We start from the raw sequence: 11655 nt of genomic DNA, 5'->3' as shown, positions 1-11655 counted from the left end.
TTGCCATCGTTCGCTGCTCTGTTTAAGGCGGACGATGTCGCGTTCCGGAACAAGGATGCAAAGGAATTTCTCGATAATGCCAAAACGTATCGTCTTGCTTCTGTCTGTTCTCTGCCTTGCCGCGCCCGCCTTTGCAGTCGATCCCGCGATCAAGAAGCAACTCGAAAAGCTCGACCCCTCGACCCGACTCGAACAGAGCTGCGATACCGAGGCGATGACCCGGATCAACAAGGACGCAACAGGCTTTAATCCCGACAAGGTGATCGCCTACACCTTCAAGGATCCGGTGGCCGCCGACGACAGGCTCGAAGCCCCCGGCGCCGTTTTCCGCAGCAAGGGCGATTGGTATCACCTCTCCTACAGCTGCGTCACAGGCCCGCAGCACATGAACGTCCGCGAACTGCAGTATAAGATCGGCGACAAGGTGCCGCGCGAAAAGTGGACCACGTATTACCTTTATGATTGATGCAAACCTCTCCCTTATTCCTGTGCTTGTCACAGGAACCAGCCGCCGCGCTTCTGCGCGGTGAGTGAATCAAAGGAACTTGCAGTTTCCGGCACTGGATTCCTGTAACGAGCACAGGAATGAGGTCAAGCGGAGGCGCGGCATCGGGCCGCATCGCCGCCTTTCGCCGGGGGGCATAGAATTCCTTCACTGAAGTAGTGGAAGCTCACCTCCCATGATCCGCACCCTTCTTGCCCCCGCGCTGGTCGCAGCCTCCATCTCAGTTGTCTCTGCAGCCGAGGTTCCCGTTGCTGCGCCTTCGGCGCAAGCGGCTATGGCGCCCGCGCCGAAGGCGGCGATGACCCCGAAGCTGGTCGAGCCGCATCTACGCATTGCGCAGTCCGGCCTCAAGGGCCATGCGCGCGTCGCGCTGACGTTCGATGCGTGCATGGGCAAGGCCGACGACCGCATTCTGTCCGTTCTGGTCAGCGAGCGTATCCCCGCGACGATCTTCGTCACAGCGCGCTGGCTGAAGCACAATCCGCAGGCGCTGCAGGTCTTCCTGCAGAACCCCGACCTCTTCGAACTGGAAAACCACGGCCAGAACCATATTCCGGCCGTCGACAAGCCAGTGTCGATTTACGGCATCGCGTCTGCCGGTTCTCCCGAAGCGGTGCGCCAGGAGGTGCAGGGCGGCGCCGATGCGATGCTGTCAGCCGGTATTGCGCCGCCGCGCTGGTTCCGCGGCTCCACTGCCAAATACGATCTCTCCTCGATAGCCCAGATCCGCGCCATGGGTTACCGCATCGCTGGTTATTCCCTAAATGGCGACGGCGGCTCGCTGCTTGGCGCTGCCGTGACCGAAAAGAGGATCGCGGCCGCCAGGGACGGCGATGTGGTCATTTCCCATATCAACCAGCCGACGCATGCGGCAGGCGAGGGTGTGGCAAAGGCCATCGTCGATCTGAAGGCGAAGGGCACGGAGTTTGTCCGGCTGCAGGATGTCGAGGACACCGGCGACGACCGGACGACAGAGTGATTGAACTGCATGAACAAAAGCTGCTTAAACGAAAGCTAGCTCAGAGCGTCGGCGCCGGTGTGCTCGACGCCTGCGAAGCTCTTCTGCCCCGGCACGTCGCGATCGATCGCGAAATCGTCGAACCACTCCCTGTACCCGCCGGCAATCATAGCGCCGATCATCTGCGCGGCAAGATATGAGAAGGTGATGCCGTTGCCGCCATATCCGTAGGCGCCGTAGACATGAGGCAACGACTGAACCGGCCCGATCAGCGGCAGCCCGTCGACGGTTTCCCCGAAAGTCCCGCACCAGGCATTGGCAACGCGTGTATCCGCCTTCGGCCACAGCCTCTTCATCTTTTCCCGGATGGCCATGATCTTCTGCGGCAGCTTGCTGTCCCGGATCGCGGAATCGACGCTATCGTCGTCCTCGCCACCGGCGACGATACGGCCGTCCGGCGTCGTGCGCATGTAGAGGTACGGATTGCTGTCCTCCCAGATCAGGGCCTGGTCGCGCCAGAGCGTCGCCGGATCCTGGGGCACGGTGGCAAGCGCCCAGCTGGAGGTCGGGCGATGAAGCTTCGGCATGTCGATCCCCGGCAGCGTGTAGCCGGTTGCAAGGACCGCAGCCTTTGCCTCGATCACGAAGGAGCGATCCGTTTCCGCCGTCACGCGACCTCCTTCGCTATGAAGCCCCGCCACGGAGGCGCCGACGAGGCGCGCGCCCTGCTGTATCGCGATCCCGAGCAAGGCACGGGTCAGAAGCAGCGGATCGGCCTCCGCCGAGCCGCGTGACAGAATGCCGGCGTCGCGGTCGAGTTCGAACTCTGTGAAGAGATCGCAATGCTCCAGATAGGTGCTCGGCAGGCCTGCTCGACGGCGAAGCCCGACTTCGGTCAGAAGATCGCGCGCGCCCTCATGGTTGCTGGTGAGGAACAGCGATTGCCGCGGACGGAAATGGCAGGGAATGCGATGAGCGGCGATCAGCTTAGCAAGGCCGGCGACGGCAGCGGCGCTGCGCCGATACATGCCGACGGCGCGCTCGAAGCCATAGAGATGTTCGAGCTCGCTGAGCGTCCGGTCGATCTCCCATTGCAGCATTGCCGTGCTGGCGGCCGTGCTGCCGAGCCCCGGCTCCTCGCGATCGACGATAGCGACCGAAAGCCCGCGTTCGGCAAGATGCTGACCCGTCAGCGCGCCGGTGATGCCGCCGCCGATTACGAGCGCATCTACATGGAGGTTTTCCTCCAGCGGTTGATAGCTGGGCCTGACCTCCGGCTGGCCCCAGGGCGACATGCCGCTCATCAGGCGGTCGTGGCTGGAGTCTTCAAGATCGATTTCGGCCATCGGACGCGTGTTCCCTCGATTATTTCGGCAGCTGCGGCTGCACTTTTTCCTCGATGAACAGTTCATCGATGATGGTCATGCCGATCAGCGACAACGGTAACGCGAGCATCGCGCCGACAGCGCCCCACATCCAGGTCCAGAAGAGAATCGCAATGAAGACCACGAAGGGATTGATCTCCAGCCGCCGCCCCATCACTGCCGGGAAGATCAAATTCTCCATGACCAGGTGGAAGGAAAAGAAGGCCGCTGCGGGGATCAACCCGAACAGCAGGCTGTCATGCGTCAGGATTCCGGCAATCGCGATGGCGAGCGTCATCATCGTGATGCCGAGATAGGGAACGAAGCTCGATAGGAATGCGAAGAAACCCCACAGAACAGGCGAGGAGAGACCGCCGACATAGGCGATGACGGTCATCACCAGGCCGAGGCAGACGTAGATCAGGGATGCCGTGGCGAAGTAGAAGCCGAGGACCTGTTCCACTCCGTTGATGACGCGAATGGCGGCAAGGCGCTGCGGCCTTGTCCGGAACACCATGATGATGGATTTGCGCAGATTGACGCGCCCGGCCAGAAACAGCAGCAGCGCKGCGAAGAAGATCAGCGCCTGAATGAGCGCGGGAGTCAGGTTTGCCGAGACGACGTGCAGGATGTTGCCCGTGTTCTCCAGCAGCTTGTCTGCCGACATCGGGCCACTCTGGAAGGTTTGCGGCGTGATATGCAGCCACCGGATCCGCTCCAGATAGGGCATCAGCCTGTTCAGGGTCGTCTCGAAAAACGCTGGCCCCTCGTTGGCAAGCGTCGCAAGCGGACCGGCAAGCGAACTGGCCACGAGAAAGATGACGAGTGCTACGGCAGACGACAGGATGACGGCATTGGTGATGCGCGGCACGCCGAGCTTGCTGAGCTTCTCGGCGAGCATGCCGAGGATCATCCCGACGACGATGGCCAGCGTGAGGGGAATGAGGATCAGCGACATCATATAGACCGCGGCGAGGCCGAGAATGGTGAAGATGCCGATGATCGCCCAGGCGGTGCTGATATCAAGCCCATCCTTCTCGACGCGGCGCATCGGCGCCTGCGGCAACTCCTCGGTCGCCTCGTTGAGCTTCGCGGCCCAACTGCTGACATGCCGTTCGCCGATCGCGATCTTGCTCGCGTGTTTCCTGATGCCCGTGGCGATGCCCATGGATGATAGCTTCCCCGGAAGCCCATTGCTTCGCGATCACAACGCGCGATATGCCGTTCCGTTCCGTTGGCTGGGAATGACCTATCGAATGGATGAGGAAACAGTCGGCGCCTCGAGAAAATCGACGAAGGCTCGAAGCGGTGGCGGCATCTGGGATAGTAGAGACGGAAGCCCTGAAACGGCGGCGTCCAATCTTCCAGCATGCGCACCATGGCGCCATTCTCGATAGGCTGCCGGACCTGAAATTCGAAGAGATAGCTGATGCCGACTCCATTCACAAAGACCTCGGGTTCGGTGACGATAGGGGGGTCGTTGACCAGGACCTCAAGTTTTTCCGCTTCCTTCTCGAACTCCCAGTGATAAAGGCCGCCACCGGTCGGCCAGCGGAAGTTGGCGCAGCGGTGATTTTGCAGATGGCGCGGCGTTTTCGGCTTGCCGAAGCGCTTCATATAGTCTGGAGAGGCAACCACCATCATCTGCAACTCGCCGCCGAGCTTCACCGCCGGGCCGTCATCGCCGCTTTCTGCCGGCGATTACATTGCCGGACTTTCGCAGACGGTATCCTCAGGTTCGTTTGTTCTGCGCCCAAGGAACAGGCTGACGACGATTGCCGTCATGACGGTGATGCCCGCGAGCAGCAGCAAGAGAGTGCTGAACGCATGCCCGTAGCTCTGGATCAGCGCATCATGCGTCATGCTGGGCAAGGCCGCGGCCGCAGCGTGGATATCACCCGTTACCATGCGCTGCGCCGCAACGGCAGTCGAACCTTGTTGACCACCGCCGATGCTGGACTGGGTCAGCGCCGAGAGCACCGCGCTGACGATCGCCAGCGCCACGCCTTCGCCCGCGACGCGAGTCGTGCTGAAGATGCCGGTCGCCATGCCTGCGCGCTCCTTCGGAACGACGCTGACCGCAAGGCCGTCCATCAGACCCCAGGGCAGGCTGATGCCGACGCCGATGGCAAGCAGAGGCGCAATCAGCGACGCGTGCGCGGCACTCCCGGGAACGCTGCTCAGCCAGAACAGGCCGGCGGCCGAAATCAGCAGGCCGACGCTGCAGATGATGGCAGGCGCAAACCAGCGCGTCAGTTGGCCCGCCACCATCGGCAGCACCAGCAGCGGCGCGGAAAGCCAGATCATCATCTGGCCGGCGCCGACCTCGCTCATCCCGTCGATGCCGACGAAGCGAACCGGCAGCAGGATGAGAAGCACGACGAAGGCATAGGCGGGCGCCGCGGCCAGAAGCTGCACGCCGACGAAGCGCGGATATCGGAAGAGCGTCAGGTCGAGCATCGGCCGTTTGACCGTCCGCTCGATAAAGCAAAACATCGCCATCAGCACGGCGGACGCAGCAAGCAGCGCAAGGACGGCAGGATCCTGCCATCCGTGCTCGGGTGCGCGAAGCATGCCATAAGTGAAGAGCGTCAGCGCCAGCGTGAAGCTGATCGCACCCGGCCAGTCGACTCCACTTGCCGCCGGATCACGCGTCTCGTGCAGGAAGCGCGCGCCAAACGCGAAAGCCAGTGCGCCGAGCGCGAAGACCAGAACGAAGATCGCCGGCCAGCCGAACGTCTCGACCATGAAGCCGGAGGCAATGGGTCCGAATGCCAGGCCGACGCCGAAGCTCGACCCGACGATGCTGAATGCCCGCATGCGCTCGTCCCCTTCGAATTCCTGGGCGAGCGATGCCATGCCGCCCGAGAAGGCCGCGGCTGCGCCGACGCCTTGCAAGGCGCGCAGGACGTCGAACCGGACGATGTCACCGGAAAAGGCAAGGGCCGCGGAAAAGAGCATGAATACCGCTAGGCCGGACAGAAATATCCGCTTGCGCCCATAGCTGTCGGCAAGCGCGCCGGCGGCCATCAGAGCGCTTCCGAAGGTCAGCATGAAGGCATTCGTAACCCAGTTGAGGGCGATCGGACTGCCGCCAAGGTCACGGCTGATGGCGGGCAGGGCGACCGCGGGCCCGGTGAATGTCAGCGGCATCGCGGCGGCGGCACAGCATACGCCGATGAGGGCCAGCATTTTCGTAGCCGCGCTCGCGCGCGCTCTATTGTTAGGTCTTGTCATGAGGTTTCCGCCTGGTTGGATACGACGTGCTCGCGGGAGCGATGAGACCCCTGGTGTTCGCGGCTCGGGCAAGATAAAATTTCAGCAGTGAATGGAAAAGGCGGCTATCTTTCCGCATATATTGGAAAATAACGCTCGAATGAGGGTGCAAAATGGACCAGTTGAGCGGCTTGGCTGCCTTCGTGAAAACGGCCGATCTTGGGAGCTTCGTCGCCGCCGGACGTGTCCTTGGCCTCTCGGCCTCGGCCGTCGGCAAGGCAGTGACCACACTGGAGCGGCAGGTTGGCGTGCGGCTCTTCCAGCGTTCGACCAGAAGCATAAGGCTGACCGAGGAAGGGCGGTTGTTCCACGAACGCTGCCGGCGCGTGCTTGATGATCTGGAGGACGCCCAGGCCTCGCTTGCGCAGGCCGTGGCGGTTCCCCGTGGTCGCCTGCGTCTCAGCGCCCCCCTGGTCAGCTACCACTTGCTGCTGCCCGTCCTGCCGGAGTTCGTCCGGCTCTACCCGGAGGTGGAGCTTGATCTCGACTTCAACGACCGCATCGTCGACCTGATCGAGGAGGGGGTGGATGTCGCGATCCGCAGCGGCAATCTGCCCGATTCGCGTCTCATGTCACGCGCGCTCCGGCCCTTTCAGATGCTCCTGTGCGCCTCTCCCGCCTATCTCGATGAGCATGGTCTGCCGGATTGCCCGCAGGATCTGTGTGGCCATCTCGGTATCCGCTTTCGCTTTCCCAACAGCGGCAAGATCCAGGACTGGCCCTTGACCCTGCGGCCGGGCGCACAGGAGCTCTCCGTCCGCACGGCCCTAACGTGCAACAACATGGAGGCCCTGCGCGGCGCGACGTTCAGCGGTCTGGGGATCGGCTGCATGCCGGATTTTCTGGCCCGCCGGCATCTTGCCGACGGTACACTGCGCACCGTTCTGGACAATCATATCGATGGCCCCGGCCAGTTCCATTTGCTCTGGCCGTCGAACCGGCATCTGTCGCCGAAGGTGCGCGTCCTCGTCGATTTCCTGACGGAGGCGCTGTTTGCGGATCGCTGCGACACCCTTCCGGCGCGATAGCCCAGCCCTTTCGAGCGTCGCAAAAACCCGCCACGCTCTGCCGGTATCTCAGGCCGAAAGCGTCAGGCCGATGCCCCAGGGGTCTCTCAGGAACACGCCGCCGCCACGCTTCTCGCTGTTGATCTCGAGCGCGTCGAGCTTGGCGACGGCCTTGTCGAGTGCTGCGGTGTCGTTGAAGCGGAGCGCGTAGTCCGAAAGGCCGGTCATGCCGTCGGTACGGGCGCCGGCACCGCGGCTGTTCCAGATGTTGGCGGCAACATGGTGATGGTAGTCGCCGGTGGCAAAGAAGCTGGCGCCGGGATAGCGCGCCATCAACTTCAGGCCGAGGACATCCCGATAGAAGCTGTCGGCCTCTGGAATGTTGCCGACCTGCAGATGGATATGGCCGATCGCCGTGCCATCGGCCATGCCGTTCCAGGCGCCCTGCGGCGCGCTGTCGTAGAGCGCCTGCAGATCGAGGCGCAGCGTTGCCATTTCGACCTTGCCATCCTCATGGAACTTCCACTGCTGGTGCGGCCGGTCTGCATAGATCTCAATGCCGTTGCCCTCTGGGTCGGAAAGATAGATCGCCTCGCTGACGAGATGGTCCGAAGCGCCGTCGAGCGGGACATTGTTGTGCGCGGCGTGGCGCAGCCAGCGTGCAAGCTCGGTGCGGTCGGGCATCAGGAACGCTGTATGGAAGAGGCCGGCGGCGTTAGCAGGCGCGACGCGGACATCCTTGCTCGTCGTTAGCGTCAGGAGCGGCGTGCCGTCGACACCGAGCACTTCGCCGCTGGCGGTTTTCTCGATGACCTTGAGGCCAAGCATTGACTGGTAGAAACTGGAGACCAGCGAAAGGTCGGTGACAACAAGATGCGAGTGATCGACATAGGCCGGGCGCGTCAGCGCGTAGGACGTCTCGGTGGTCGTCATGCGGGTGTCTCCTGCCCTAGTCGTAGAAGGCCTATCTGCGGTGGCAGCGAGGGTGCTGCCGGTAGCGATGCCAAGGAATTTTCGCCGGTCCATGCCTCGGAGGTCCCTTTTTGGCCGCTGTACTTGACCTTTATATGACGGATTCCGATTGTTCACAGAAGGCCTGTTTTTGGCGATTAAGCGTTCGACGTCTGTTGACGACCTCGCGCCGGCCGGACTTGATCTTGATCAAAGCGCCTTATCTATTTTCTGAGAGATATGTGTTTTGCCGCGAACGCCAAAGAGGAGCGCCCTGAATGTACAAGAAGATCGTCGTCGCAATCGAAATCGGCGCGCTGGGGGACGGCGAAATGACCTTTCGCAAAGCCGCCACATTGCTCGATACCGGGGGCGAGATCATACTCCTCAACGTCGTTGAGGACATTCCGACTTATGTCGCTATCGATCTGCCGGTCGAGCTGGTCGAAAACGCGGCCAAGGATGCGCGTGAAAAGCTCGAAGGGCTGATCCTGACGACCGGGATCCCGGCAAACATCGAGATCAGCCATGGCCGCCCCGCGAGCGGCATCCTTGCTGCCGCGGAAGCCCACGGAGCCGATCTGATCATCCTGGCATCGCATGTCCCCGACTTCAGCAATTACTTCATCGGCGCGACGGCCGACCGCGTCGTGCGGCATGCAAAGTGCTCGGTGCTGGTCGACCGGCGACGCTAGGAAGACGAAGAAGAAGAACAACAACGACAACAACTCGACGGAGGAACCGATGAGCGACATCCAGGCCTACGAGACGATTCTGAGGGATCGCCAGCGCGAACTTCAATCGCGGCTGTCCCGAATCGACGTCGATCTCGGGCGCACCAAGGAGCAGGACAGCGACGACCGCGCCACGGAGAGCGAGAATGACGAGGTTCTCGAAGGTCTGGGGCAGGCTGGGCAGGACGAACTGCGCGCGATCGGCGCGGCGCTCGAACGGATCGCCAAGGGCACCTACGGCACCTGCGTCAATTGCGGACAGCCCATTTCCAAAGAGCGCCTCGCCGCCGTGCCGTATGCCCCGCTCTGCGAGGATTGCATAGGCCAGACCTAGTCTGGCGATCCCCCGCTGGTGGACACGCTGTTGTATTGCGCCTCGGCCGTTTCGGTGACACGATCGCCGCGGATCGAATAGGGCGTTCGTGCATGGGCGAGTTCAACGGTATCCGCTGGGCCTATGATAAATATGAGCTGATCGCCGATGGCATCGTCCACGGCGTCGGTCTGGCGCTTGCGCTGATCGGCGCGACGGTGCTGATCTTTTATGCGACCGTCTGGAGTTCGCATGGCGAGCTGGCCGCGGCGTGGATCTACAGTATCGGGCTGGTGCTGACGCTTGGCGTCTCCTTTTCCTACAATGCCTGGCCGGTGTCGCGCACGAAGTGGTTCCTGCGAAGGCTCGATCATTCCTCGATCTTCATCCTGATTGCCGCCACCTACACCCCCTTCCTCGAACGCGGCGCCGACAATCCTCTGCTCCTGGGCATGCTGATCGGCATGTGGGCCATTGCGGCGATGGGCGTGTTCCTGAAGTGCGTCTTTCCGGGCCGCTATGACAAGCTTGCGATCCTGCTTTATCTCGCGATGGGCTGGAGCGGCGTGCTCGTGGCGGGGCCGGTCGCCGAGCGTATCCCATACGCCTCGATGCTGCTGATCGTGATCGGCGGCATCATCTATTCGCTGGGCGTCATCTTCCACGTGTGGGAGAAGCTGCGGTTTCAAAATGCGATCTGGCACGGCTTCGTGGTCGCCGCCGCCGCCGTCCACTACACGGCGGTTCTCACCTGCTTCAGCATGAGCGCGTCCGGTCTCTGATCAGGCGCAATGCGGCGGCGCGGCAAGCGTCTTGACCAGATGCCCGACCACGGGGTCGTACTGCTTCAGTGCCGCCTTCGGATACTCCAGCGTGACAAAGCCGACTGCGTCGTGGCAGAGCGATATGGCGCGAACGTAGAGGATGCGATCCTTGCGGGTGCCGGAATAGCTTGCCCAGGTCTTGGACGGCTTGCTGTAGCTGATCGTCCAGCCTTCCTTCTCGTCCATCTCCGTCCGGCTCCTGATCTCCGCGGCGAAATCCTCCTGCAGCCGGCTGGCGCCGAACACCCGGAGTTCGGCCTTGCCGTCCTTCGACGTCAGCGTCATGCCGTCGCCATTGTCGGCCTCGCCGGTGACCGTGAAATCCGCGGGCAGATCGATCGCATAGCCGAAGCGGGCGTTGGCATAGGGCCGCCAGTCGTCCGCCAGCGCAGGCGTTGCGGCAAGGCACAGCAGAATGACGAATCGATTGATCATGAGCCCTCCCGGTCTGGGGCCGAGCCTAGCGCAATTCCAGCAAAAGTGCGCAGCAGTTTTGCGTTCGGAATTGCGTAAAATAAAAGAAAGAGCGTCTTCGCGATTCGAAGAGAAGCGGAAATGCTCCCGGCGCATTCTTCCTCTCGTTTCAGCCTGCTTTCAGAACCGTCACGACGTAGCGGCAATTGACCGCCCTGAGGTTGCGGAACTCGCAGTCCGCAGCCGGCCCCAGCAGCAGGCAGTCGCCGCTCTTCAGAGTGTGTACGGCATCTCCTTCGCTAAAGCGGAGTTCGCCGTCGACAATCCATATGCATTGCCGCAGAAAGACGAAGGCCGACGCGGGGTAGGTGACGGCAGCGCCAGGCGGAAGATCGATCTCGACGATATCGAATGGACTGCCGTTCGGCGGTGAAATATGACGGCGCGAATAGCCGGTCTCCGGATCGGTCCACACCTGCTGCTCCAATCGCCGCGTCAGCCTCCGGCCTCCGGCCTCGGCGCGGGCGATCAGCGACGATACTGTCAGGCTGAACGCGCCGCAGAGCTTGCCGAGCAGCGAGGCTGTGGGACTGCTCTCGCCGCGCTCGATCTTGTGGATCATCGCGCGCGACACGCCGGAGAGGTGGGCAAGGTCGGTAAGGGACCATCCGCGCAATTCCCGCTCGGTTCGGACGCGCTCCCCTAGACAGTGATCGAGATCGTTTGATATAGTAGACATAATGAAACAATAGTGGACTGAAACCGATGACGCAAGCCGTTCTCCTGCGCGATGCCACAGAGGCGGATCTGCCGGCCATTCGCGATATCTACAATCACGCCGTGGAGCACACGACGGCGATCTGGAACGAGACGGTCGTCGATCTCGGCAACCGCCTGGAGTGGTTCAGGATGCGTCGGGCGAGGGGCTTTCCTGTGCTCGTCGCCGAAAAGGACGGGCGGATCGCCGGCTATGCCTCCTATGGCGACTGGCGCGCCTTCGAGGGGTTCCGCCACACGGTCGAGCATTCCGTCTATGTCGAGAAGGATCATCAGGGTGCCGGCATCGGCAAGCTGCTGATGACGTCCTTGATCGAGCGGGCGGGTGAAAACGGCATTCACGTCATGATCGCCGGCATCGAAGCCGGCAATCTTGCGTCGATCAAGCTGCACGAGAAGCTCGGCTTTCGAAACGGCGGCACCTTCTTCGAAGTGGGGACCAAATTCGGCCGCTGGCTGGACCTGACGTTCATGGAACTCAGGGTCTCGAAGTAACGGGGATTGCCGCTGTCGTAAGCGGGTGCCCGCCAAG

13 protein-coding genes and 1 pseudogene are annotated in these 11655 nt (G+C 62.2%); 7 read left to right on the top strand and 7 right to left on the bottom strand.

The window, feature by feature from the left end:
- The first annotated feature begins 76 nt into the window (after positions 1 to 76).
- Both AC1DMK_RS10805 and AC1DMK_RS10800 read left to right on the top strand, forming a co-directional pair.
- Positions 77 to 466: a DUF930 domain-containing protein gene (locus AC1DMK_RS10805; RefSeq protein WP_037062334.1), complete on the top strand. Its 390-nt coding sequence runs from the start codon at positions 77 to 79 to the stop codon at positions 464 to 466.
- Between the two features lie 214 nt (positions 467 to 680).
- On the top strand, positions 681 to 1484 hold the full coding sequence (locus AC1DMK_RS10800; protein ID WP_037062210.1) for a polysaccharide deacetylase family protein: 804 nt from the start codon (positions 681 to 683) through the stop codon (positions 1482 to 1484).
- A gap of 35 nt (positions 1485 to 1519) precedes the next feature.
- Here the strand turns inward: AC1DMK_RS10800 and AC1DMK_RS10795 are convergent, their stop codons facing one another.
- From AC1DMK_RS10795 to AC1DMK_RS10780, 4 genes and pseudogenes are all read right to left on the bottom strand, one after another.
- Positions 1520 to 2809: an NAD(P)/FAD-dependent oxidoreductase gene (locus AC1DMK_RS10795; RefSeq protein ID WP_477858842.1), complete on the bottom strand. Its 1290-nt coding sequence runs from the start codon at positions 2807 to 2809 to the stop codon at positions 1520 to 1522.
- A 19-nt stretch (positions 2810 to 2828) separates the two neighbouring features.
- Entirely contained in the window at positions 2829 to 3995 is a 1167-nt protein-coding gene (locus AC1DMK_RS10790; protein WP_037062207.1) for an AI-2E family transporter, read from the bottom strand.
- 152 nt (positions 3996 to 4147) lie between these two features.
- A pseudogene (locus tag AC1DMK_RS10785) lies at positions 4148 to 4495 on the bottom strand (LysR substrate-binding domain-containing protein); the annotation flags it as partial.
- A gap of 33 nt (positions 4496 to 4528) precedes the next feature.
- Positions 4529 to 6019, bottom strand: a complete 1491-nt coding sequence (locus tag AC1DMK_RS10780; RefSeq protein ID WP_477858840.1) for an MFS transporter — start codon at positions 6017 to 6019, stop codon at positions 4529 to 4531.
- Positions 6020 to 6216: 197 nt separating this feature from the next.
- Here AC1DMK_RS10780 and AC1DMK_RS10775 point away from each other — a divergent pair, with 197 nt between their 5' ends.
- Complete coding sequence (locus tag AC1DMK_RS10775; protein ID WP_037062203.1) at positions 6217 to 7131, top strand: LysR family transcriptional regulator; 915 nt, start codon at positions 6217 to 6219, stop codon at positions 7129 to 7131.
- Between the two features lie 48 nt (positions 7132 to 7179).
- On the opposite strand, the gene AC1DMK_RS10770 is transcribed toward AC1DMK_RS10775, so the two are convergent.
- A complete protein-coding gene (locus AC1DMK_RS10770) occupies positions 7180 to 8136 on the bottom strand; it encodes a VOC family protein (protein ID WP_477858838.1) in 957 nt (318 codons plus the stop codon).
- Between the two features lie 203 nt (positions 8137 to 8339).
- Here AC1DMK_RS10770 and AC1DMK_RS10765 point away from each other — a divergent pair, with 203 nt between their 5' ends.
- The 3 genes from AC1DMK_RS10765 (at position 8340) to trhA (ending at position 9890) form a co-directional block, all read left to right on the top strand.
- The gene (locus tag AC1DMK_RS10765) at positions 8340 to 8756 is read left to right on the top strand and encodes a universal stress protein (protein WP_037062201.1); all 417 of its coding nucleotides are present in this window, start codon (positions 8340 to 8342) and stop codon (positions 8754 to 8756) included.
- 49 nt (positions 8757 to 8805) lie between these two features.
- Positions 8806 to 9129, top strand: a complete 324-nt coding sequence (locus AC1DMK_RS10760; RefSeq protein WP_037062199.1) for a TraR/DksA family transcriptional regulator — start codon at positions 8806 to 8808, stop codon at positions 9127 to 9129.
- 92 nt (positions 9130 to 9221) lie between these two features.
- Positions 9222 to 9890, top strand: coding sequence for a PAQR family membrane homeostasis protein TrhA (gene trhA / locus AC1DMK_RS10755; protein WP_037062197.1), 669 nt, complete (start codon positions 9222 to 9224; stop codon positions 9888 to 9890).
- Here trhA and AC1DMK_RS10750 read toward each other — a convergent pair whose 3' ends face one another.
- Together AC1DMK_RS10750 and AC1DMK_RS10745 are read right to left on the bottom strand one after the other, a co-directional pair.
- Positions 9891 to 10367, bottom strand: coding sequence for a hypothetical protein (locus tag AC1DMK_RS10750; protein WP_477858835.1), 477 nt, complete (start codon positions 10365 to 10367; stop codon positions 9891 to 9893).
- Positions 10368 to 10515: 148 nt separating this feature from the next.
- Positions 10516 to 11085, bottom strand: a complete 570-nt coding sequence (locus AC1DMK_RS10745) for a helix-turn-helix domain-containing protein (RefSeq protein WP_477858833.1) — start codon at positions 11083 to 11085, stop codon at positions 10516 to 10518.
- A 26-nt stretch (positions 11086 to 11111) separates the two neighbouring features.
- On the opposite strand from AC1DMK_RS10745, the gene AC1DMK_RS10740 reads away from it, so the two are divergent.
- On the top strand, positions 11112 to 11618 hold the full coding sequence (locus tag AC1DMK_RS10740; RefSeq protein ID WP_477858831.1) for an N-acetyltransferase family protein: 507 nt from the start codon (positions 11112 to 11114) through the stop codon (positions 11616 to 11618).
- Positions 11619 to 11655 lie beyond the last annotated feature (37 nt).

It is taken from the genome of Rhizobium sp. 05L419, from assembly GCF_056397845.1.
Note: the sequence above shows the minus strand (reverse complement) of the source record. Positions and strands in the feature narration are given on the sequence as shown.

Bases quoted from the DNA above. Each gene is read 5' to 3' on its own strand.
- AC1DMK_RS10805 (WP_037062334.1), top strand. From the start codon at position 77: ATGCCAAAACGTATCGTCTTGCTTCTGTCTGTTCTCTGCCTTGCCGCG.
- AC1DMK_RS10800 (WP_037062210.1), top strand. From the start codon at position 681: ATGATCCGCACCCTTCTTGCCCCCGCGCTGGTCGCAGCCTCCATCTCA.
- AC1DMK_RS10795 (WP_477858842.1), bottom strand. From the start codon at position 2,809: ATGGCCGAAATCGATCTTGAAGACTCCAGCCACGACCGCCTGATGAGC.
- AC1DMK_RS10780 (WP_477858840.1), bottom strand. From the start codon at position 6,019: ATGCTGGCCCTCATCGGCGTATGCTGTGCCGCCGCCGCGATGCCGCTG.
- AC1DMK_RS10775 (WP_037062203.1), top strand. From the start codon at position 6,217: ATGGACCAGTTGAGCGGCTTGGCTGCCTTCGTGAAAACGGCCGATCTT.
- AC1DMK_RS10770 (WP_477858838.1), bottom strand. From the start codon at position 8,136: ATGGACCGGCGAAAATTCCTTGGCATCGCTACCGGCAGCACCCTCGCT.
- AC1DMK_RS10765 (WP_037062201.1), top strand. From the start codon at position 8,340: ATGTACAAGAAGATCGTCGTCGCAATCGAAATCGGCGCGCTGGGGGAC.
- AC1DMK_RS10760 (WP_037062199.1), top strand. From the start codon at position 8,806: ATGAGCGACATCCAGGCCTACGAGACGATTCTGAGGGATCGCCAGCGC.
- trhA (WP_037062197.1), top strand. From the start codon at position 9,222: ATGGGCGAGTTCAACGGTATCCGCTGGGCCTATGATAAATATGAGCTG.
- AC1DMK_RS10750 (WP_477858835.1), bottom strand. From the start codon at position 10,367: ATGATCAATCGATTCGTCATTCTGCTGTGCCTTGCCGCAACGCCTGCG.
- AC1DMK_RS10745 (WP_477858833.1), bottom strand. From the start codon at position 11,085: ATGTCTACTATATCAAACGATCTCGATCACTGTCTAGGGGAGCGCGTC.
- AC1DMK_RS10740 (WP_477858831.1), top strand. From the start codon at position 11,112: ATGACGCAAGCCGTTCTCCTGCGCGATGCCACAGAGGCGGATCTGCCG.